Raw genomic sequence first — 21,094 nt, 5'->3', positions numbered from 1 at the left:
CTCCTACCAGTTAAGTTGTGAAGACCAAGCACAGGTACTGACTTTCGTTCTGCCCCAACGGCATCCATTCCAGAGAATGGCACATACATGAGCCTGCCGCAACGTGGTGTCAGAACATGCCCGCGCTGACCACGTGACTCGTACCCGTCACGTAACGACCATCGTCGGAAACCAGATAGACGATCGCATTCGACATGTCGACCGGGTCGATCGCACTTGTGGGTAGCCCGGTCATCGAGCGCGCCACCTCCTCGAAGTCCTCCTGGGTCGGGTGCTCGAGGTCGGGCCGGAACAGCCGGTAGGACGGCTCGTTCAAAACCATGGGGGTCAGGACCGTCCCCGGGTGGATGGTGTTGACCCGAATACCCTGCGGCGCTAACTCTTTAGCCAATACCTTCGACAGCTGGATCAGCCCGCCCTTGGCCGCCGAATAGTGCGCGATGTTCGGCTGCACGATGATTGCCGCGAGCGAGCTGGTGATCACGATCGAACCGCCGCGGCCACCCTCGATGATCTGCGGAACGGATGCCTTGAGGGACTTCCAGACACCGGTCAGGTTGATGTCGATCATCGTCTGCCAATGCTCTTCGCTCATGTCGAGCGTGGGAGCGGGCGCCGAGATGCCCGCATTTGCGAGCACAATGTCCAGCCGTCCGAGTTCGGCCACGCCCGCGTCGACCGCGGCTTGCATTGCAGCGAGGTCACGCACGTCCGCCTCGGCAGCCACGATCCGGCGGCCGAGGGCCTCGACCTGTCGTACCGTCTCGGCGAGATCCGCGGCAGTCGCAGGCTCGTAGGGCAGGCCAACGATATGCTTCGGCACGTCGATCGCGATGATGTCGGCACCCTCGTCGGCGAGACGGACGGCATGCGAACGGCCTTGACCTCGAGCTGCACCCGTAATGAACGCGACCTTGTCTTCAAGCTTTCCTGCCATGCCCGGGGCTCACTTTCTATACCGCCGCCGCAACGAACGGCGCTGTAGTTGTTGGTTATCGGAGTGTTCGATGCTGCGCTGGCACCGCTGTCTACTTGGACGTCTCTCGCGAGTTTCATCGCGAAACCTTCGGCGACGCCGATCGCGTTTCAGGCGTTGCACGCGAATCCTATGTTCGGTCCATCTCGCCGTATAACAGGCGCAGGCTCGTCATTGCGCATGCGGCCGTCGCCCGGCTACGAGGTCCGAGCCCGGCTTCCTCGGTTGCCGCCTCGACACACCAACCGAGGACACCCCATTCGCGACCCGCCGCTCAAGTGCCGCTACCAATACCGCCCTTTGCGGATCACGATATTCGGCGTCACACACTATTTCCCGTGCCAGCCAGTGCTTTGGTTGCCCCAACCCGGTCTTCTTCGAACGCCTGGTTCATTTGATCGACATTGAAGTTGACGGGCTTGTTGATCCCCGCCCGGAATTCGAAATGCCGGATCAACTTCGGATCCACCGGCTGACCGTTGAACAGCTCGCTGACCAACGGGCTGATGCGCTTAGCCGTCTTCTCCAGCAACGCGCGGTCCAACCCGTAGAAATCGATTGCGTTCTCCCCCAGAATGGCACGCGCCTCGACCTCGGGAACCGACCCCAAGGTCGCGCGAATCCAATCGTGCGTGTTCGGCCACGTTCCCTCGAAATGCGGGTAATCACTACCGAACATCAGCTTGTTCACTCCGACCTCATGGCGCACCGCCACGTCGCCATAACGCATCAGCGATGTCCCAACGGCGCATTGGCGGGCCCAGTACTCACTCGGTGTGAGCTTCATCAGACCAGGATTGGCCGCGTGCACACGATCGAGATATGCCAGCGTCACTGGTACCCAGTCGGCATGGATCTCCTGGAAGGCGACTTTCAACCTCGGGAATCGATCGAACACTCCCCCTAACATCAACTGCCACAACGGCCGCCGCTCACCGAACGTCTCGAATAGCTCGCTCAGAAATGAATTCGTACCGGCGGCCGCAGGGTCGCCGTCCGGATCAAACTTGGGCAGTAGGCTCGGGTCGATCGCCGCCAGACCTTCCTTGCTGGCGTCAGGACCATCTGCATCATTGCGGCCGAACACATTTCGCACCATTTCGACGACGCCACCCTGCGGGTTACCAAAACCGGCGTGAATGTGCACCACCATGCCCAGGTCCTGGCACGCCGCCCACATCGGGTCCCACCACGAGTCATACATAGCAGGCAGATCGCCCGGCGTCCCGGACATCATCGGCGGGAAGATGGCGTGGAATCCGTCCTCGCGCGCCTGCACGATTTGGGCGACCCCGGCCTTCCAGTCCGGCCATGGGTAGATCAGTGGCACACCCAGCAAGCGTCCCGGTGCCTCTGAGCAGAACTCTTTCAGGAACCGGTTGTGCGCTTGCGAACCCGCGCAGCGCAACTCATGCGAACGCATCTGGTTCTGCACGTCGACAAATGGCACGAAACCGATCGGGCCGAAGGGGTGGAGGAATTCGGCCACGACGCCCTCGGCCTCGACATGACGCAGGCGCCACACCGGATCGAAATAGCCGACCTCGCCCGCACCCTCGACCACACCACGTTTGTCGTAGATCTCGAGGGCCTCCGGCGGGGCGGGGTAGCCGGTCAGTTCGACGACCTTGTTGATGACCGACACATCGTCGAGGTAGCCGGCCCACGAGTCATGGTATTTCGAGTCCAGGTACTGCTTATACATCTTCGGCGGCAAAGACACGTGCGAGTCCGCGGACACCATCGTCACCGGCCTCAGCTCCGGGCTCGACAGCGTATTCGAATCGGCCTCCCGCACATCGAAACTGGCCCGCATCCCGAGATCCCTCCACACGATTATCTGACATTTATAAATGTCAGTTTGCCCCCGATCAGAAGTCTCGTCAAGGCCTTCTGCCTATTCACCGGATAGTTCTTCAGGCGCCACCGCGTGGAGGAAATGAACCAAACGGCGGTGGTGAGATGCGCGATTCACCGCGATGACCGACGGAGTTGCTCACGACTTCCGATTCAAGCGGATCGCCGTCTGGCCCATCGACATGCGGGTGTGCGCATCCCCCGTTGGCGCGCCATGGTGGGGAGGTTGTCCCGATCAGCCCACAGTTACTGAATCGCGACTCTAAATTCTTGAAACGCCCGGGATATCTCCGAAGTCGTCGCCGAGGGCCTCGCCCATTACTTTTGTGAAACTCGGATCTGTATAGAACACCTCGGAGGCAACCAAACCGCCGTCGAAGGTGAGCACGGTCAGATCTCGACTGACCACGCCGGGCTCGAACTCCACGGAGACCTGATAGCAGAGCGAGTTTGGTGACGCCCCCAAAACTGCTCCTTCGGTTGACAAGGGCTGAGGGCCGGCATACATGCGTCGGTACAGTTCGCGAACCGCCTCTCGGCCATCGATCCGCCACCCGACGTTCACAAGCTCATAGTGCGGATCAGCGACAACCGTTGCCATCGTTCCGTCGAGGTCTTGCTCCAGTTCCATCAGGCCGTGATGAAAGAGTGCGGCCTGCAGTCGATTGATCTGGTCCGCACCGACAGGTTCTACGCCTATTTCGGAATGTTGGTTAATCTCGGTCATTTCGTCCTCTCCAGCTGACGGGCGATATAGCGATCTCAGTCCCGGCTGAGCCCAGGAAGCAGTGGCCGGCGCGAATTACCGACTCCGAGCACTCAGTTCCCATAGGCGGCAAGAGCTTTGGTCGCTCCGGTCCGGTCATCCTCGAATGCCTGGTTCATTTGATCGACACTGAAGTTGACGGGTTTATTGATACCGGCCCGAAATTCGAAGTGCCGGATCAACTTGCGGTCCACGGGCTGACCGTTGAACAGTTCGCCAGGCAGCGGGCCGATACGCTTGGCCGTCTTCTCCAACAATGCGCGGTCCAACCCGTAGAAATCGATCGCGTTCTCCCCCAAGATGGCACGCACCTCGACCTCGGGGACCGAGCCCAAAGTCGCACGAATCCAGTCATGAGTGTTCGGCCACGTCCCCTCCGTGTGCGGATAGTCGCTACCGAACATCATCTTGTTCAGACCAATCTCGTGACGCACTGCCACATCGCCGTACCGCATCAGCGACGTCCCAACCGCACAGTGGCGCTGCCAATACTCCGTCGGGGTCAACTTCATCGGACCGGGCTCAGCCGCATGCGCACGGCCCAGATAGCCCAGGGTCGCAGGCAGCCAATCTGCATGAATCTCAGTGAAGACGACCTTCAGGTTCGGGAACCGGTCGAATACCCCACCCCACATCAACTGCCACAATGGCCGACGCTCGGTGAACGATTCGAAGAACGCGGACAAGAACGAGTTCTGGCTTTCGCCATCGCCGTCGGGATCGAACTGCGGAAGCATATTCGGGTCGATCATCGACAGACCATCGCCGCCCCCAGCCCCGTTGGCGTTGCCGAAAGCCTGCCGCGACAACTCAGCAACCGCGCCCTGGGGGTTGCCGAAACCGGCATGGATGTGGATTGCCAGACCCAGGTCCTGACAAGCCGCCCACATCGGATCCCACCAGGCGTCATACAGCGCCGGTATATCCCCCGGCGCCCCCGCCATGTAAGGCGGGAAGATCGCGCGGAAACCGGCATCCCGGGCCCACACCATGTCGGCGACCGCCGCATTCCAATCCGGCCAAGGGTAAATGAACGGCACCCCCAACAGTCGGCCCGGGGCCTCCGAACAGAAATCACCCAAGAACCGGTTGTGCGCACGCGCCCCCGCCATCCGCAACTCGGGCGAACACCGCGAGTTGGTCACATCGATGAACGGGGCGCAACCAATCGGCCCGAGCGGATGCAAGAACTCCGCCACAATTCCCTCGGCCTCGGTCTGCCGCAGCCGCCACACCGGATCGAAAAAGCCGACCTCACCGGCATTCTCCACCACTCGCCGCTTGTCGTACACCTCGAGAGCCTCCGGCGGGAACGGATACCCCTGCAGATCGACCACCTTGTTGATGAGCGCTATATCGTCAAGGAAAACGTCCCACGAGCCGTAATACTTCGGATCCAGATATTCCTTGTACATCTTGGGCGGCAACGAGACATGCGAGTCAGCCGACACAATCGTCATCGGTCTCAACTTTGGACTCGACAGGGTTTCCGCGTCGGCATTCCGCACATCGAAGCTGGCTCGCATCGGGCACCCCTCCCACATGTGGAGCATCTGACATTTCGTACTGTCAGTTAAGCCCTGCCAGTCGCCCACGTCAAGCGTTTTCGTGACTACGCAATCGTCCCTTAAGCAGCGCGTCGCACCGCAGACACCGAATTGGGTTATCGCGCCGTTCTTTCCGGCGGGAGAAGACGCGGCGTGAGTCGGCACCGCAATCGGGCGCGATCGGGGGCGCCGCGCGGGATTGCCGGAATCGTCGCAATGTCAGCCGAGAATGCGATTGGCTTCGGCGAGCAACTCGGCCTGCCGAGACCAGCTACCCACCAAAGTGACTGCTACCCGTTCGGCTCCGGCTTCGCGCAGAGCGGCCAGCTCCTCGGCGACCTCGGCCGGAGTACCGGCCATGACCATCGCGACGGCCAGCTCGTACGGGAAGCCGTACATGCCGGCAGGGTCAGCCACGGCTTCCACCGCGGCGCGACGATCGGGCACCGCCGGATCGCCGGCGATGGCGGCCATCACGAACCCGGTGATGCTCGGCGCCGGCCGGCCCGCCGCCACAGCGAGTTCCGTGAGCCCGTCGCGGACCCGAGCGATTTCAGCCGGCGGCAGGGGCAGACCGAACCACCCGCCGGCCTCAACAGCCCGGTTCAGGGCCGCTTGCGATATTCCGCCCACCAGGATCGGTGGAACGATGGCGCCGGGCAGCAACTGATACTCGACACCGTCGCACCCCGATGCAAAACGGCCGGAGATCAGATCAGGAAGCACACGCAGAGCCGCATCGGTCAATCGGCCCCGATCGCGTCGGGCCACGCCTACGGCCCCCCAAGACCCTGGATGACGGTCCTCGCCAATTCCAACACCGAGGATCACCCGGTTATCGGACAGGTGTTGCAGCGTGGCTACTTGCTTGGCCACCCAGGCCACCGGCCGCAGTGGAAGCACCATGATGCCGAAGCCCAGCTTGATTCGCTCTGTGGCTGCGGCCACCGCAGCCAGAACTGTGGTGCTCTCGAAAAAGGCCATTTCGCTGCCGGCCACCAGTTGGTCGATCACCCACACGGACTCGAAACCGAGGCCCTCCGCCTGCCGGGCGGCGGCGACGACATCCGACGGCACCTCCGCAGTAGGACTCATGGTGGGCAGGAAAACCCCTATGTCAGGTCCAGACATGTTGCGCTCCTTGCTTTGTCAATGTTGTCAGGGACTGGTGAAAGACCCGATGACCACCACGGCAATATCGACGGATGCCGCTCACCCGACGATCGCCGCTGCGATGCCCAGATTCGCGAGCATCGGGCGCCGGTCTGAGTTGATGCACCCGGCGAATCTATACCAATCCGACATTACGCCATGTCAGATTTTGGGCCAATCGCTCGGGTCTGCTTGACAGGCTTTAGACGGCCAATTTGCTGTGGCATACGTTGATAGATTGATCTAGTACGGCGGGCAGTCTGCAGCAGTCCGGGGCATGCGCGGACCGCAGTGCGGATCCGGTGTCACCGTTGCCAACATGACCTCAGGGTCAAGTCTGGCTCAGCCACGGCGTATGGACCGTGTCCGCGGCTATACCTTCACGTGGGAGATACGAAATGTCGGCATCTACGTACGCGCCGGAGGCGCACCTATCCCCGGCTCAACGTCTCGAGCTCGGCCCCAAGGTTGCCGACCTCGACACGTCCCAATGGCCGATGGAGCTTGATACCGAGCGCTACTGGTCCGACGAATTCGCCGAGCTCGAGCGTGTCCACCTGTGGCCGCGCACGTGGCAGGTCGCCTGCCACGAGTCTGAGGTGCCGCAACCGGGCTATTGGTTCGAATACACGCTGCTTGATCAGTCGTACTTGATCGTGCGCGGGAATGACAACAAGATTCGCGCATTCATCAACGCCTGCCGGCATCGTGGCAACGCCTTATGCGAAGGCCACGGCCATTCCGCGCGGTTAACCTGTCCCTTCCACCTCTGGCAGTTCGAACTCGACGGCCGTCTCCGCAAGATCTCCGATGAGGAGGAGGAGTTCGCCTCCCGCGATAAGTCGAACCTCGGACTGATCCCAGTCCGCGCCAGCTTTTCGGGGGGTTCGTCTTCATCAATCCGGATCCTGATGCACCGCCCCTCGACGACTATCTGGGCGACGAGGTCAAGGCTCTGCTCGCGCCCTACCGAACGAAAGAGCTGATCCCGTTGGGCTTCAACGTGAGTCAGCCTCTGGCAGCCAACTGGAAGGCTGGCATCGAGGCGTTTATCGAGCAATATCACGTTCACGCCATCCACCCTCAGGTCCTGACCACAAGCGACGACAAGGACATGCACTACGGCTTTTTCGGCGATCACGACGTGTTCACCGTCGCCTACGCCGTCGCGAGCCCGCGCCTCGGCAACGTCATACCGGAGCGGATCGTCAAAGGATTCGGTTCGATGGCCGAGGCGATCCAGGGCCCCGGCGCGAGCAATCCGATGGAGGAACTCGTCACTCCTTACCGTGACGAGACCGGCAAGATCACATTCCCCCCCGGCGTCTCGCTGCGCTCCCTCTTCCAGCAGGCCAACCGCGCCGCGGCCGAGGCCGACGGGCAAGACGTGTCCGGGTTGACCGACAACCAGATGAGCGACGCGCACTCCTGGTTGCTGTTCCCGAACACCACCATGGTCGTGCGCGCGCGGGAAACGCTGTTCTTTCGCTTCCGCCCTGATCCCTCCGGCGATCCGAACCGCTGCATCTTCGACGTAGTCAACTATCAGTGGGTTCCCCCGAAGGACCGCGAAAAGCTGACAACGCAGCACAATTGGATCCCCCAGGACCAGAGCTTGGGCCTCGTGCTCGACCAGGACCGGGAGCAGATCCCGCGTCAGCAGCGCGGTCTGCGCAACCGGGCGCTAAAGACGGTGGTCCTCGCACGCAACGAGTCTCGCATAGGCCATTTCCACCAAACGTTGAACCGATACCTCGGAGTCCAGCCGACCATCTAGCCGGATGCTTGCCCGCAGCGACGCCGACGACGGTGCGCGAAGACTCAAGAGGTGCTATGAGCGAATCTGGCCCCCACGTCGTCATCGTTGGGGCGGGCCACGCAGGCGGGTCGGCCGCCGCCATCCTGCGACAATATGGCTTGACCGGGCCCATCACCCTGCTCGGGGAGGAGGCAATCGTTCCCTACCAACGGCCGCCGCTTTCCAAGGCGTGGTTAACCGGAGAGGCTGACGCGGACTCTCTGGCGCTGCGGCCGGCGAGCTTTTATCCGCAGGTTCAGATCGATTTGCGCCTGAACCAGAAGGCGGTGCGGATCGAGCGCTCCGCCAGGATAATTCACGTCAACACCGGTGCGGCGGTCTGCTACGACAAGCTGATTCTGGCAACCGGTGCGCGGGCCAGACCCTTGGCCGTACCGGGCGCCGACCTCTTCGGGGTGATGTCCCTGCGCAATTCGGTGGACGCCGAGATACTCAAGGCGTCCTTGGGCAAAGGCAAGCGCCTCGCGGTGATCGGCGGCGGCTACATCGGCCGCGTCGGCGCGGGCCCTGGGCGCCGAGGCAATGGTGATCGAGGTCATGCCCCGGGTTCTGGCGCGGGTGGCCTGCGAAGAATTGTCGACCTATTTTCACGATTATCACCGTGCCCGCGGTGTTGCATTCGAATTGAGTGTGGGGGTCACCGGATTCGAAGGTGCGGATGGCCGCGTCATCGCGGTCAAGCTGGCTGATGGGCGCGTGATCCCCTGTGACGCCGCCCTAGTCGGCATCGGCGCAATTCCCAATGCAGAACTGGCGCAAGAGTGCGGCCTGAAATGTGCTGACGGCGTGGTCGTCGATCTGACTGCTCAGACCTCCGATCCGGACATCTTCGCGATCGGCGACGTGACGCGCAGACCCATGCCACTCTATGGCCGTCACGTCCGCCTGGAAAGCGTCGCCAACGCCTTGGAGCAGGCCAGGCAGGCCGCCGCGGCCATCGTCGGCAAGCCCGAGCCGCGGCCAGAAGTCACGTGGAACTGGTCCGACCAATACGATCTGAAGCTTCAGATCGGCGGGCTTGCGGTGGATGCCGACTCGATTCTGTTGCGCGGAGATCCTGCGAACGGCAGTTTCGCTGCCTTCCACCTGAAGGGCGACGTGATCCGCGCCGTGGAAGCGGTCAACGCCGCCCCGGAATTCATGGGCGGTAAACAGTTGATCGCCGCGCAGAAGCCGATTGCGCGAGAACGGCTTTTGGATATCACGATTTCAATGAAAGAGGTTGCCGCCTAACGTAACCCAAGGGCGCGAAAGGGAGCACATGGCCAAGATCACCTATATCGAACACGACGGCACCGAGCATGCCGTCGACGTGAAGGCGGGATTTTCGGTGATGGAAGGGGCGGTGAGACACAATGTGCCCGGTATTGACGCCGAGTGCGGCGGCGCTTGCTCCTGCGCCACCTGTCACGTCTTTGTGGATGAATGCTGGCTGGCCAAGACCGGCGAGCGGACCGCGATGGAAGAAACCATTCTCGACTTCGCTGACGGAGTTGAGCCCAATTCACGACTGTCATGCCAGATCAAGGTCAGTGATGCCTTGGACGGCCTGATCCTGCGCATGCCCGAAAGCCAGCAGCGCTAAGCGAATCGCTCGTCTTGGCCCGGCTGTCAGAATCACGAACACCGGCAGCCGCACTGTGTCACGTGACTCACGGCAAGAGCCACTCGGCATTCGTTCGGAAGAACTTTGTGGTGATCTCCTCGCCGAGGGGCTCGATCTTGTTGAGCATGTTTTTCATCGAGTCTTTGGTGCCTTCGACATGCGGGTAGTCGGTGGAGTAACAGAACACGTCGGCCAACTCGGGGTCATCTTGGAAGTAGCGGTCGACGGGCTCGAAATTGAACGGTGAGACTCGGATGTTGCGCGCGATGTACTCGGAGGGCTTCAACGAGAATTTCGCCGCCGCGGCTCCGGGAAACACCTTGATGTACATGTCCATCCGCCGCGCGGCGCATCCGACCCAGTGCGCCCCGACCTCCATCAGACCGAGCCGCAGCCGGGGGAATCTCTCGAACACCCCACCGAGCACCATGGCAGAGACGTAGTTGTCTAGCGACATATGCACGGCGGAAAAGAGCTGGATGTTGGCGTTCGGGATCTCTGGTGACTGGAACAGATCCTGGAACGTTTCGGCGATCATCCAGCGAGGATCCAGAAAGAAGAACTCGGTTCCTATGTGCAGCGTCACGGTGATGTCGTTTTCCTCGAAGAGGCGCCACAACGGGTCGAGCAGTGAGTGCGCCGGTGAGACCCCGCCGGGTGGGACGTCGGCCTGCACGTATACCGCACGGACACCGCCCTCGATCAATCTCTTTGCCGTGTCGATCATTTCGTTCACGTCGGGGCGGGTGGGGACGATCCCGACCATCCGGATTCGCCCGTCGGCCAAGACCGCATTGTCGATGACCCAGTCGTTGTACGCGCGCAGGAAGCTCGTTGTGAAGTCCGACCTGGACATGCCTTCAAAGACGGACTGGTCGCCCCAGCGCTGCTCGTAGACGAGGTCGGTCATCCCGCCGACCATGATCGCAGCAATTGCCGTGGTCGGAAAGACCAGCTGACGATCAATGCCCATGGCGTCCAAGACTTCTGCGCGCCGGCCGAGGTCGATCGCGCTCGGTGCCGACGGTCCCTTGACCTTCCAGATATCCTCGGGGTCAACATGGCTCGTATCGCCCACAAGGTCCGGCTGGCACATGTTGTCCGCATTTCCCGCAGTCTGGTCCGCAGATTCGAGAATCCTGCCCATGATTCGGCCGGGCTGGCCCAAGACATCCTCGAGCAGGTGGCTGGGGATCATCTCGTGACTGTCAACGTCGTGTGCAAGGAGCTTCATTGCAACCTCTCTGGCTTTGTTTCGGGAAGCTCGGCGCTCCGAGCCTCTTAGCGTGTCGTAGCGGCGCCACAGTCGGCCGGCTCCGCCGCTTAGTTTGCCCTAGGTGTTCCTGAGATGCCACCGAACAGCAAGGGCTGCAGGAGTATTCCCGGATATCACAGCAAGCAAGGGGTCGTCCCGCAGTCGCACAACCGTGGTGTGCAGCACACCTTCATCGAGTGCTGCACACCACCCACGCGGCGCCAGCCGTCATCTACGACGTGGCCGTGCGCCGATGTCCAGCTGTGCATAGGGCTGTTGGGCTATTGGTTCTATTGGATCAGTGGTGCGGGTTGGCCGCGTGCGCGGCCGCTCGATCCAGTCGATCCACCGGCGGCGGGGCGACTTCCTCCAGCGTCGAAACGCCCGGGACGTCGGCAAAGTCGGCACCGAGGATGTCGTACATCAGCTTGGCGAACGGCGTCTCCATGAACATTCGCTCGCCGCTGATCAGACCGCCGTCGAACGAAATCGCCGTCGAGTACCGGCCCGTGACACGCTTACCGTTGTCATCGTCGTAGTACACGTAAGCATCGCGGATCAGCGCGTTCTCATCCATCGAATACGCTTGAACCCGCTTTTCCGCCCAGACATTGCGCTTCTCGGCCCCGGTCAGCCACCGCTTGTAGAGTTCGCGAACTCCTTCGGCGCCCTGGATGTGCCATCCAATGCTGGGAAGCTCGTACACCGGTGTGGCAGTGAGGGTCGACATCACCGCGTCAAGATCATTGTCAAACTCAGCAGTCTCATGAACGATGAGGATCTCTTCCATCTGCTTCAGAGTTGATTTCTCCATCTTCTGTGTTTCCTCTCTTGTACTCGTACTTGGACGTGACGCCTTGTCACTCCACGGGAATTCGGGCCAGCCGATTGCGTTTGTCGCCACGGCCGAAAGCGGCGCTTTCTGGGAGGAAGGCGGGGCCGTCGTTCTTGACGCTCAGATAGTGCACGCGCACGGCGGCGTTGCCTGGGGTCAGGCCATCGAGGGTGAATTGCTGCACGCCGCCGCTGAGCACAGCGTCACTCATGTTGGCGACGAAACCGTTAAAGGACCCTGACATTACACATCCTCGGAACGTGAATTGCCCTCAGGTTGAGGCTATTTGATTCGCACAAATTATGCAACGATAACCGTGACATATTTACTGCATATACTGCCCGGCATGACTTCCCGACCCCGCGGACGGCCTCGTGACGACACCGTCGACAGGCGCGTGCTGGCCGCTGCGGTCGAGGAACTGGCGGACAAGGGCATTGCGGAGTTCACCATCACGTCGGTGGCAGCACGGGCGCGCGCAGCCAAACGCAGCATCTACGCGAGGTGGCCTCACCGCGAAGACCTCATCCTGGCCGGAATATCCACCCTCGCAGCCACATTGGACCCGCCTCGTACGGGATCGATCAGCCAAGACCTGGTCGTCCTGGTCGACGAGATCGCCGCCGTGTTCGTCGAACCACGACTCACCATCCTGCAACGGTGCGCGGCCGAGATCGCGGATTACCCGGACCTGTACGTCGTCTTCAAACGCGACTCGGTCGATCGTTGCCTGGCTGCCATCGAAGACGCCCTTCACGACGCCATCACCCGCGGCGAAATTCGCGCAGACATCAAACCCAGTACCGTGGCGGACGCCATCATCGGCGCTATCTCGTTGCGCGCGTCCGCCAATCTGGCCGACTTCTTTGCAGTCTCCGATCACGAAGACCTGATAGGCCTCCTTCTCGACGGTCTGCGCACACGCGACCGCTGATACCTGATACCTTCTCAGCGTCCGCTCTGGACCAAACCATCAGCCGGCCGACCCGCCCCCTCGGGGACAAGAAACTCGTCGCCTAATACCTCCCAGCCAGGCGGCAGCCCGGCTCCGCCGGGTTCATGATCCAGCCTCGGCCTTCGCCTTGAACGTCTTCGCCATGAAAGCCGGATCGATCAACATCCCGTGCACCTGCTGGTTGTGACTGTGGCACAGCTGGTGATATGCGAACGACGTCTGCATCGCGTTGACGCGCCCCTGATTGTCCTGGGCAACGTTGACGGCCTCCTTCGCCAGCTTCAGCGCGAACAACGGCTTTTCGGCGATGCGCGACGCCAATTGCAACGTGAACGACTCGAGTTCATCGAGGGGCACAACGTGGTTCACCATGCCGAGCCGATGGACCTCCTCAGCCGTGAGGAAGTCGGAGGTGAACAACATCTCCTTGGCCTTACGGACGCCAACCTCGAACGGGTGGTTGAAGAACTCCGCGCCGGAGACGCCCATCGACACGGTGTTGTCCTGGAACAGGGCATCATCGGCGGCAACGATCAGATCGCAGGGCCATACGAGCATGAGGCCACCGGCGATCACCTTGCCCTGCACGGCCGCGATGGTCGGTTTCGGAAGGTTGCGCCACCGCTCCGACAGTCCGATGTACATCTCCTTCTCCACCGCCATCTGCGATTCGGCACCGGCGCAACCGAAGCCGCACCAGGTGCCGACCCGCTGGTGATCGGCCACCACCTGGAGCGCATTGCGCTCGCGCAGGTCATGCCCGGCGGAGAAGTGTGGGCCGTTCGCGGCGAGAATGATGACGCTGACCGAATCATCCTGCGCGGCAGAGTCGAACGCGTCATTGATCTCGTACAGCATGCGCATGCTCTGCGCATTCCTCGCCTCGGGCCGGTCGAGCAAGATACGAGCGACCTTCTCGGCCGGCCGCTCGTACTGTATCGTCTCGAACTCGCTCAAGGTCACGCCTGCCCATCCGTCTGGAGCAGCCGGGACGTGGTGTCGGCCAGAACAGCGGCGGCCGTGGCTACAGCGCCCTCGACGCGCTCGGGCGTCAGGGGCGGGGTGAAGGCGGCGGCAAAGGGGGTCGGCAGGTCGCTCTGGGCAACGGGACGTCGGTGAGAGAACGTGTCGAACCCGGCCTTGCCGTGATAAGCGCCCGAGCCGCTCATCCCGACGCCGCCGAACGGTGCGGCGTCGTTGATGTAGGCCAGCCCGAAGTCGTTGCGCGAGATAGCACCTGAGGTGGTGTTCAGCAAGAAACGCTGGAAATCATCGGTGTCCGCGCCGTACCAGTAGGACGATAGCGGGTGTTCGCCGGTTGCGGCGTAGGCGATCGCTTCCTCGACGTCGAAATAGGTGTGCACCACCAGCACCGGACCGAAGATCTCCTCGCTGTTGATCGCGGCATCCGCCGGGGTATCGAGTAACAGCGTCGGGGGGAATCGGCGAGAGCCGGCGTCCGGCATCCGGCCCTTCTCGGCCTCGGCCACCATCACGATCTCCCTGGCGCCCTTAGATTTTGCGTCCTCAACAAGACCGCGGACGCGCGCGTAGTTGGCGTCATTGATGATCGACACGACGTCGGGGTTGTCGATAAAGGTTGGGAAGTGTGCGAGCACCGCGCTCTGGTACGCCTCGACGAAGGCGTCCTTGCCCGACTCGGGGACGAAGGCGTAGTCCGGGCACAGGCACACCTGACCGTTGTTGACCAGCCGGGCTGCGGCGAGTCGTGTTGCGGCATCGGCGATGTCGGCGTCAGGGGCGACGATCGCGGGGTTCTTGCCGCCGAGCTCGAGTGTCACCGGCACCAGGTTCTTTGCGGCGGCCGTGGCGACGAGACGTCCGACCTTGGGTGAGCCGGTAAAGAAGATGTGGTCGAGGCGCAGGTTGGTGAACGCGGTGGCGGTCTGCAGCCCACCGTTGACGACCACGACCTCCTCGGGGCTCATCCTGGTGGCGACCGCACGCGCGAACACCGTCCCGGTGCGTGGCGTCATGTCGGAGAACTTGATCATCACCCTGTTGCCGGCGGCGAGAGCCTCGACGGTCGGCGTGAACACGAGGACGACCGGAAAGTTCCACGGACCTATCACTCCGACAACACCTTTGGGGCGATTTTGGATGAAGGTCGGAAAGGCACCGCCCAGTCCGCCCGGCACTTCGGTGGGGGCCATCCACGCCTCGAGGTTCTCCCGAGCGTAGGCGATCGTCGCCATTCCGCCGAGGATGTCGAGCTCCATCGAAGTGGTCGAGGGCCGGCTGCCGAAGTCGGCGTCGAGCGCCTCGGCGAGTTCGGCACTGTGCTCCAGGACCGCCGCCACGAAGCGGTCGATGCGGTCGCGCCGGGTCGCGGCGTCGGGGATCGGATCAGCGGCCTGGGCGGCCCGCTGAGCATCGAGAAGGCGTTGCAGTTCCTCGGGCGCGACTTCGGCGATCGATTCGGTGGTCCTGATCATTTGGTCAGTCATATGCTCGGCTCCTTTTGTGCAGGCGAATACTGTGCGGCGATCTCGCTGGCCCACCGGTAGTCGGCCTTCCCCGCCGGGCCGCGCACCACCGCGTCTACGCGGACAATGGCTTTCGGCAACTTGTACCGGGCCAGTCGCTGCTCGGCGTCAACCAGGAGTTCTTTGTCGGTGGGATCGTGCCCGGAAAGTAGCTGCACGACGGCGACGACCTCATTGCCCCATCGCTCGCTCGGCCGTCCCACCACGATGACGTCGCCGACAGCAGGATGGCCGATCAGCGCGTCCTCGACCTCCTCGGCAAAGATCTTCTCCCCACCGGAGTTGATCGTCACCGAGTCGCGTCCGAGGAGCTCGACACGGCCGTCTGCGAGGTGCCGCGCCCGGTCGCCGGGCAACGACATGCGGTGGCCTTCGACGGTGGGAAACGTCCGCTCAGTCTTGGCGCGGTCCCCCAGGTATCCGAACGGAATCGGACCATATCGGGCCAACCATCCCGTCGCGGGATCCCCCGGCTCGAGGATCCGACCGCGATCCTCATCCACCACGCAGGTGCCCATCGCCGGGGTGAAGACACCCGAGACCGCCGGCGCCGCACTGGTACTCACGTTGGTCAGCTGCGAACCGGTCTCCGACGAACCGGCCACATCCGCGACGGCGACGTGGGGCAGGAGTCGCAAGATGCGGTCCTTGACCGACGCACTGGTGACGGCGCCGCCAACGCCGATCAGCTGCAGGGAACGCCCGTGGCGGCCGCCGCGCTCGAACTCATCACACAGCGGGGTGGCGAACGAATTACCGACGAGGTTCATGACCTGCACGCCTTCGTGGTCGATCAGGTCCCACACCGACGCGGGGTCGAGTCGATCCACGACATCGGGGAACACGACCGTGCCGCCGCCCAGAATGCCGGACATGGCCAGCCATTGAGCCGCGCCGTGCATGAGCGGCGGCAGAGGCAGCACGACGCGCCGGTCAGCGGCCGCAACCAAGGCGACACCGTCGGCGAGCGACGCCGCGTCGAACATGCCGTCGGGCAGAAATCCGGCCACGGCGCCCTCGAGGATGTCCGCCTGGGTCCACATCGTCCCCTTCGGCATCCCGGTGGTGCCACCGGTGTAGAGCAGGTAGAGATCGTCGGCCGTCGGAGCGGTTGGGGGCGTGGCGGCGCTGGAGGCCGATAGCGCGTCCTCGTAGTCCAGGGCGCCGGGTAGCAATGCGTTGCCGGATTCTTCGGCGACCTGGAGCAGGAGAACCGGCGGCTCGCGCAGCAGATCGAGGACCGCGGCGAGTGTCGGTGCGAAGCGGGCGTGGTAGATGATCGCGCGAGGCGAGGCATCGTTGAGAAGATAGGCGAGCTCGGCTTGAACGTAGCGGTAGTTGACATTCAACGACGCCGCACGAGCGCCGGTAGCACCGAGCATCCCTTCCAGATACTCGTTGCCGTTGTGCAGATACAGCGCAACGTGGTCCTGGCCGGACTCCCACGGCGCCAGGTCAGTACGCTCCCGGTTGGCGGTAATGCCTTGTGCCAGCAGGATATTCGCCAAGCGATTGGTGCGCTCGGCCACGTCGCGGTACGTCAGCCGCCGTTCGCGGAACACGATGCAGTCGCGCTCGGGCATCGCCGCAGCAATCCCCGCGAACAACTCGGCGTGGTTGTATCGCATCAGATCTCCATCGGGGGCAACGTGGAAAAGTCGCAGGCCCCGACGCTGGGGATCAACCAGGGCCTGCGACTCGGCATGAGATCGGCCTAGCTGCAGCGGATGTCGACGAGAGCCTGACGTCGCTCGTCGCGCACGACACGCAGCGCCTCCTTGAGTGCGCCGACGAGCTCGCTGCGATGGTGGACCGTCGCGCCGTGGCCGCCCGACGCGATGCAGTAGGCCGCCAGGTCCGGCGACGGCGAGAGATTGGAGAAACGGTCCTCGCGAGTGGTGACAGCTGTTCCGTCCGGATAGACGAGCTCCGTCGCCATGTCGACCGCCGTCCAGTTGCTGTTGTTGGCCACGATCGTCAGCACCGGAAGGTTGTGCTTGGCGGCCGCGTGGTGGCAGGCCGCCGGGTTGGCGAACATGTAGGCACCGTCACCGAGCGTGGCGACCACGGTGCGGTCCGGCGCGGCGTACTGGGCGCCCAGCGCCGCGGGAAGGCCCCAGCCCAGACCTCCCGATGCGGGCAAAAAGTAGTACGTGCCCGGCTTCCTGCGGCGGAGTAGGCAGTACGTCGACACGTACTCGTTGAACACGATGTCGTCTTCGTCCAGCAAGTCACCCAGGGCGGCCGAGATGGCCACGGCGGTGATCGGTGCGTCGGCGTCGCGATTGTTCTCTTGTCGCCGCTGCTCTTCAATACCGTCACGCCTCGCCGAGGCGACGCTACGGATGCGCTCGGGCCGGGCCTGATCGATGCCGTCGGCGCGGTCCTCGAGGGCCTCGATCAGCCGGGTCAGGAACGCGGCCGGTGTGGCGCTGATGTTGAGGTCGGAGCGGTGCGACCGCATCGGATACGTGGAGTACAGCGGATCGACACCGACCTGGGCGATGAAGGTATCTGCCGGCGGGGTCTCCCGCGCCTGAATCCATGGCACGTCGCACTCGAGGAAGACGATGACGTCCGCCTTGTCGAGCACGGCCGCGACAGTGGACGCGACGCGGTATGGATGGTCGGACGGGATGTTCAGGTAGCGGCCCCACGGGTCGGCGACGCCGATCCCGAACCGGGTGCACAGGTCGCCGAGCAGACTCACGGATTCGGGCTCGGCGCCGGCCGCTGTCGCCACGATGACCGGGAAGGCGGCGGCGGCCAGCCGGTCCGCGAGCGCTTCGACGTCGTCCGGGTCGGGCTGCACTGCGGTCTGTACCGGCGTGCGCCGGTGCGCTTCCGCCGGTTTATCCACCGCCTCGGCGAGAACCTCGCGGGGCAGCGAGAGATAGACGGGCCCGCGGGGGTGGGCGGCGGCGACGCTCAGGGCGCGGTCGACAACGGCCTCGACGTGGCGTGGATCGCGCAGCTCGTAGTCCCACTTGACGAACTCACGCACCATACTGGCCTGGTCGAACATCTCCTGTGACCAGTGGATCGGCAGGTCACGGGCGCCCGTGGCGCCCGATTCGAGGATCGGTGAACGACCGGCGGTAACAAGCAGCGGTACCCGATCGCGGGCGGCGTTGGCGACCGAGCACACAGCGTTCCCCGTGCCGACGTTGACGTGGAGCATCAGGGCCTGTGGGCGTCCCGTCACCAGAGCAGCGCCGTGGGCCATGCCGCCGGCAAGGTTTTCGTGTGCGCAGATGACGGGCGTCGGCAGCGTCGGACCGCCGTCCTCTTTCTTGTTGTCCGCATAGGCCTCGACGATCGGCGCGAAATCGGTCCCCGCATTCACGAAGAACGACTCGATGCCGAGCTCGGCAAGCGCGGTGAGATAGCGGGTGGCGGCGGTCTGCGACATTTACGGCTCTCTATTCGGTACTCGGATGGGTGTTAGGGCTGACCTGGTGCGCAGCGAGGGAATGATCGATGCGAGCTCGCGCCACTCGGCCACCGGCAAACGCTGCGTATCCGAGGTCTGCACCTGCACGCACACGTGGTCCGCACCGGCATCGAGGTGCTCCTGCACCCGGGCTGCGATCTGCTCGAGGGACCCCCAGGCGACGATCGCGTCGACAAGCCGATCGCTTCCCCCGCCATCCAGATCGTCGTCACCCCAGCCCAGGCGCCGGAGGTTGTTCGTGTAGTTCGGCAGCGTCAGATACATCGCCATGAATCGGCGAGCGATCTGGCGCGCGGCGGTCGGGTCGCTCTCGAACACGACGGTCTGGGCGGGGGCAAGCAGTGCGTCCCCGCCGAGCGCCTCACGGGCGACGGCACTGTGCTCAACTGGCACGAAGTACGAATGCGCGCCCACGCCGCGCTCGGCGGCCAGTCGCAGCATCCGCGGTCCAAGTGCTGCCAGCACGCGCCGGGGGGCCACCGGCGAGGCCGCTCCCAGGAAAACGCCCGCATCCATCTTGTTGAGGTAGTCGACCATCGTGGAGTATGGCTTGTCGCCGTATTCACCTTGATGAGCGCCGTTGACCAGCGGCTGATGACTCACCCCCACACCCAGCAGGAACCGCCCCGGGAAGGCCTCGCTCAGCGTGCGCCAGCCCGCGTTCATCGTCATGGCGGTGCGCGCGTGCAAGCTGGCAATGCCCGTCGCCACCGTGATACGAGCGGTATCCCGTAGCAGGAGCGCCGCGTTGGCGAATGGCTCGCGAGCCACCGCCTCGGGCACCCACAGCGCGCCGAAGCCCAGTTCGTCAAGCTCGGCAGCCGCCTGTTGGGCGCGCGTCATCGGCTGCACATCGAGCTGTGCCGACCAGATGCCGAGCGGACCGAGGTCTGGAATGCAAGCCTTGTCAGTCACAGCGGCTGTCACGGCAAGAGCCACTCGGCATTCGTTCGGAAGAACTTTGTGGTGATCTCCTCGCCGAGGGGCTCGATCTTGTTGAGCATGTTTTTCATCGAGTCTTTGGTGCCTTCGACATGCGGGTAGTCGGTGGAGTAACAGAACACGTCGGCCAACTCGGGGTCATCTTGGAAGTAGCGGTCGACGGGCTCGAAATTGAACGGTGAGACTCGGATGTTGCGCGCGATGTACTCGGAGGGCTTCAATGAGAATTTCGCCGCCGCGGCTCCGGGAAACACCTTGATGTACATGTCCATCCGCCGCGCGGCGCATCCGACCCAGTGCGCCCCGACCTCCATCAGACCGAGCCGCAGCCGGGGGAATCTCTCGAACACCCCACCGAGCACCATGGCAGAGACGTAGTTGTCGACTGCCATATGCACCGTCGAGAAGAGCTGAATATTGGTATTCGGGATCTCCGGTGACTGGAACAGATCCTGGAAGGTCTCGGCGATCATCCACCCCGGGTCCAAGAAGGCGAACTCGGTTCCGATGTGCAGCGTGACGGTGATGTCGTTTTCCTCGAAGAGGCGCCACAACGGGTCGAGCTGCGAGTGCGCCGGTGAGACCCCGCCGGGTGGGACGTCGGCCTGCAAGTATACCGCACGGACACCGGCCTCGATCAATCTCTTTGCCGTGTCGATCATTTCGTTCACGTCGGGGCGGGTGGGGACGATGCCTACCATCCGGATTCGCCCGTCGGCCAAAACCGCGTTGTCCATGACCCACTCGTTGTACGCGCGCAGGAAACTCTTGGCGAAGTCTGGTCGTGATGCACCCTCGAACACCGACATGTCACCGCCGAACCGCATTTCGTAGGCAATGTCATTCATGCCACCGACGATCATCGCTGCGATCGCCGTGGTCGGAAAGACCAGCTGACGATCGATGCCCATCACGTCCAGCACCTCGACGCGCCGGCCGAGGTCGATCGCGCTCGGTGCCGACGGTCCCTTGACCTTCCAGATATCCTCGGGGTCAATATCTTTCATGTCGCCGACGATGTCCGTCTGGTGCATGTTGGTCGCAGTCGGATCTGGGCGGAGCTTGTCCGCGGATTCAAAGACTTTGCCCATGATTCGGCCGGGCTGGCCCAGGACGTCCTCGAGCAGGTGGCTGGGGATCATCTCGTGACTGTCAACGTCATGTGCAAGGAGCTTCATTGCAACCTCTCTGGCTGATTCTTTCGCGGTTCATGATGAGTGGGTTGAAAGCAAGCGCCAACGGGAGTTCCGCTCGAGTTGCCCTTCGAGTTGGCCTTTGCGCCGCGGACATCGGCGCAGAACCGGTTGACCTTCTCCAGATCGCGCGTTCCAGTGCCATGCGATCTCCATGTTTGGTGCCCATACACGCCTCCCATGGCTCCAAGTCGGCCGCTACACATTCGCCCCGCCGGTTCAATTGATGC

The 21,094-nt window shown here is 63.1% G+C and carries 19 protein-coding genes and 1 pseudogene; 6 read left to right on the top strand and 14 right to left on the bottom strand.

Annotated elements, in window-relative coordinates; genetic code table 11:
• Positions 1-109 precede the first annotated feature (109 nt).
• From OQ789_RS18990 to OQ789_RS18970, 5 genes are all read right to left on the bottom strand, one after another.
• Complete coding sequence (locus OQ789_RS18990; RefSeq protein WP_324687642.1) at positions 110-937, bottom strand: mycofactocin-coupled SDR family oxidoreductase; 828 nt, start codon at positions 935-937, stop codon at positions 110-112.
• Positions 938-1,298: 361 nt separating this feature from the next.
• Complete coding sequence (locus OQ789_RS18985; RefSeq protein WP_324687641.1) at positions 1,299-2,792, bottom strand: amidohydrolase family protein; 1,494 nt, start codon at positions 2,790-2,792, stop codon at positions 1,299-1,301.
• A gap of 303 nt (positions 2,793-3,095) precedes the next feature.
• A complete protein-coding gene (locus OQ789_RS18980) occupies positions 3,096-3,560 on the bottom strand; it encodes a hypothetical protein (RefSeq protein ID WP_324687640.1) in 465 nt (154 codons plus the stop codon).
• A gap of 92 nt (positions 3,561-3,652) precedes the next feature.
• On the bottom strand, positions 3,653-5,194 hold the full coding sequence (locus tag OQ789_RS18975) for an amidohydrolase family protein (protein WP_324687639.1): 1,542 nt from the start codon (positions 5,192-5,194) through the stop codon (positions 3,653-3,655).
• Positions 5,195-5,365: 171 nt separating this feature from the next.
• Complete coding sequence (locus tag OQ789_RS18970; RefSeq protein ID WP_324687638.1) at positions 5,366-6,277, bottom strand: LLM class flavin-dependent oxidoreductase; 912 nt, start codon at positions 6,275-6,277, stop codon at positions 5,366-5,368.
• A gap of 419 nt (positions 6,278-6,696) precedes the next feature.
• Between OQ789_RS18970 and OQ789_RS18965 the strand changes: the two genes are divergently transcribed.
• From OQ789_RS18965 to OQ789_RS18945, 5 genes and pseudogenes are all read left to right on the top strand, one after another.
• A complete protein-coding gene (locus OQ789_RS18965; protein WP_324687637.1) occupies positions 6,697-7,284 on the top strand; it encodes a Rieske (2Fe-2S) protein in 588 nt (195 codons plus the stop codon).
• A gap of 5 nt (positions 7,285-7,289) precedes the next feature.
• A complete protein-coding gene (locus OQ789_RS18960; RefSeq protein WP_324687636.1) occupies positions 7,290-8,075 on the top strand; it encodes an SRPBCC family protein in 786 nt (261 codons plus the stop codon).
• Between the two features lie 56 nt (positions 8,076-8,131).
• Positions 8,132-8,975: pseudogene (locus OQ789_RS18955) on the top strand (NAD(P)/FAD-dependent oxidoreductase); the annotation flags it as partial.
• Complete coding sequence (locus OQ789_RS18950) at positions 8,976-9,350, top strand: oxidoreductase C-terminal domain-containing protein (protein ID WP_324687697.1); 375 nt, start codon at positions 8,976-8,978, stop codon at positions 9,348-9,350.
• A 28-nt stretch (positions 9,351-9,378) separates the two neighbouring features.
• Positions 9,379-9,702, top strand: coding sequence for a 2Fe-2S iron-sulfur cluster-binding protein (locus OQ789_RS18945; protein ID WP_324687635.1), 324 nt, complete (start codon positions 9,379-9,381; stop codon positions 9,700-9,702).
• A 67-nt stretch (positions 9,703-9,769) separates the two neighbouring features.
• Here OQ789_RS18945 and OQ789_RS18940 read toward each other — a convergent pair whose 3' ends face one another.
• The 3 genes from OQ789_RS18940 to OQ789_RS18930 all read right to left on the bottom strand — a co-directional run bounded on the left by OQ789_RS18940 (position 9,770) and on the right by OQ789_RS18930 (position 12,057).
• Positions 9,770-10,957 (bottom strand): amidohydrolase family protein, encoded by a 1,188-nt coding sequence (locus OQ789_RS18940; RefSeq protein WP_324687634.1) that lies wholly within the window; start codon positions 10,955-10,957, stop codon positions 9,770-9,772.
• 319 nt (positions 10,958-11,276) lie between these two features.
• The gene (locus OQ789_RS18935; RefSeq protein WP_324687633.1) at positions 11,277-11,768 is read right to left on the bottom strand and encodes a hypothetical protein; all 492 of its coding nucleotides are present in this window, start codon (positions 11,766-11,768) and stop codon (positions 11,277-11,279) included.
• Positions 11,769-11,838: 70 nt separating this feature from the next.
• A complete protein-coding gene (locus OQ789_RS18930) occupies positions 11,839-12,057 on the bottom strand; it encodes a hypothetical protein (protein WP_324687632.1) in 219 nt (72 codons plus the stop codon).
• A gap of 102 nt (positions 12,058-12,159) precedes the next feature.
• On the opposite strand from OQ789_RS18930, the gene OQ789_RS18925 reads away from it, so the two are divergent.
• Positions 12,160-12,747: a TetR-like C-terminal domain-containing protein gene (locus tag OQ789_RS18925; RefSeq protein WP_324687631.1), complete on the top strand. Its 588-nt coding sequence runs from the start codon at positions 12,160-12,162 to the stop codon at positions 12,745-12,747.
• A 123-nt stretch (positions 12,748-12,870) separates the two neighbouring features.
• Here the strand turns inward: OQ789_RS18925 and OQ789_RS18920 are convergent, their stop codons facing one another.
• The 6 genes from OQ789_RS18920 to OQ789_RS18895 all read right to left on the bottom strand — a co-directional run bounded on the left by OQ789_RS18920 (position 12,871) and on the right by OQ789_RS18895 (position 20,813).
• Positions 12,871-13,731, bottom strand: a complete 861-nt coding sequence (locus OQ789_RS18920) for an enoyl-CoA hydratase (protein ID WP_324687630.1) — start codon at positions 13,729-13,731, stop codon at positions 12,871-12,873.
• Complete coding sequence (locus tag OQ789_RS18915; protein WP_324687629.1) at positions 13,728-15,236, bottom strand: aldehyde dehydrogenase family protein; 1,509 nt, start codon at positions 15,234-15,236, stop codon at positions 13,728-13,730. Before OQ789_RS18915 ends, OQ789_RS18920 begins: the two co-directional genes overlap by 4 nt.
• A complete protein-coding gene (locus tag OQ789_RS18910; protein WP_324687627.1) occupies positions 15,233-16,903 on the bottom strand; it encodes an AMP-binding protein in 1,671 nt (556 codons plus the stop codon). The genes OQ789_RS18915 and OQ789_RS18910 overlap by 4 nt, the downstream gene beginning before the upstream one ends.
• Positions 16,904-16,989: 86 nt before the next feature.
• Complete coding sequence (locus tag OQ789_RS18905; protein WP_324687625.1) at positions 16,990-18,687, bottom strand: thiamine pyrophosphate-requiring protein; 1,698 nt, start codon at positions 18,685-18,687, stop codon at positions 16,990-16,992.
• A complete protein-coding gene (locus OQ789_RS18900) occupies positions 18,688-19,668 on the bottom strand; it encodes a TIGR03620 family F420-dependent LLM class oxidoreductase (protein ID WP_324687624.1) in 981 nt (326 codons plus the stop codon).
• Positions 19,653-20,813 (bottom strand): amidohydrolase family protein, encoded by a 1,161-nt coding sequence (locus OQ789_RS18895; protein WP_324687623.1) that lies wholly within the window; start codon positions 20,811-20,813, stop codon positions 19,653-19,655. Before OQ789_RS18895 ends, OQ789_RS18900 begins: the two co-directional genes overlap by 16 nt.
• Positions 20,814-21,094 lie beyond the last annotated feature (281 nt).

This window comes from Mycobacterium sp. 94-17 (assembly GCF_035617725.1).
In the GTDB taxonomy this organism is placed as follows: Bacteria; Actinomycetota; Actinomycetes; order Mycobacteriales; family Mycobacteriaceae; genus Mycobacterium.
The sequence above is the reverse complement of the archived record's forward strand: the minus strand, read 5'-3'. Positions and strand labels throughout refer to the sequence as shown.

Coding starts and splice junctions, on each gene's coding strand:
- OQ789_RS18990 (WP_324687642.1), bottom strand. CDS start 937: ATGGCAGGAAAGCTTGAAGACAAGGTCGCGTTCATTACGGGTGCAGCT.
- OQ789_RS18985 (WP_324687641.1), bottom strand. CDS start 2,792: ATGCGGGCCAGTTTCGATGTGCGGGAGGCCGATTCGAATACGCTGTCG.
- OQ789_RS18980 (WP_324687640.1), bottom strand. CDS start 3,560: ATGACCGAGATTAACCAACATTCCGAAATAGGCGTAGAACCTGTCGGT.
- OQ789_RS18970 (WP_324687638.1), bottom strand. CDS start 6,277: ATGTCTGGACCTGACATAGGGGTTTTCCTGCCCACCATGAGTCCTACT.
- OQ789_RS18965 (WP_324687637.1), top strand. CDS start 6,697: ATGTCGGCATCTACGTACGCGCCGGAGGCGCACCTATCCCCGGCTCAA.
- OQ789_RS18950 (WP_324687697.1), top strand. CDS start 8,976: ATGCCACTCTATGGCCGTCACGTCCGCCTGGAAAGCGTCGCCAACGCC.
- OQ789_RS18945 (WP_324687635.1), top strand. CDS start 9,379: ATGGCCAAGATCACCTATATCGAACACGACGGCACCGAGCATGCCGTC.
- OQ789_RS18940 (WP_324687634.1), bottom strand. CDS start 10,957: ATGAAGCTCCTTGCACACGACGTTGACAGTCACGAGATGATCCCCAGC.
- OQ789_RS18935 (WP_324687633.1), bottom strand. CDS start 11,768: ATGGAAGAGATCCTCATCGTTCATGAGACTGCTGAGTTTGACAATGAT.
- OQ789_RS18930 (WP_324687632.1), bottom strand. CDS start 12,057: ATGTCAGGGTCCTTTAACGGTTTCGTCGCCAACATGAGTGACGCTGTG.
- OQ789_RS18925 (WP_324687631.1), top strand. CDS start 12,160: ATGACTTCCCGACCCCGCGGACGGCCTCGTGACGACACCGTCGACAGG.
- OQ789_RS18915 (WP_324687629.1), bottom strand. CDS start 15,236: ATGACTGACCAAATGATCAGGACCACCGAATCGATCGCCGAAGTCGCG.
- OQ789_RS18910 (WP_324687627.1), bottom strand. CDS start 16,903: ATGCGATACAACCACGCCGAGTTGTTCGCGGGGATTGCTGCGGCGATG.
- OQ789_RS18905 (WP_324687625.1), bottom strand. CDS start 18,687: ATGTCGCAGACCGCCGCCACCCGCTATCTCACCGCGCTTGCCGAGCTC.
- OQ789_RS18895 (WP_324687623.1), bottom strand. CDS start 20,813: ATGATCCCCAGCCACCTGCTCGAGGACGTCCTGGGCCAGCCCGGCCGA.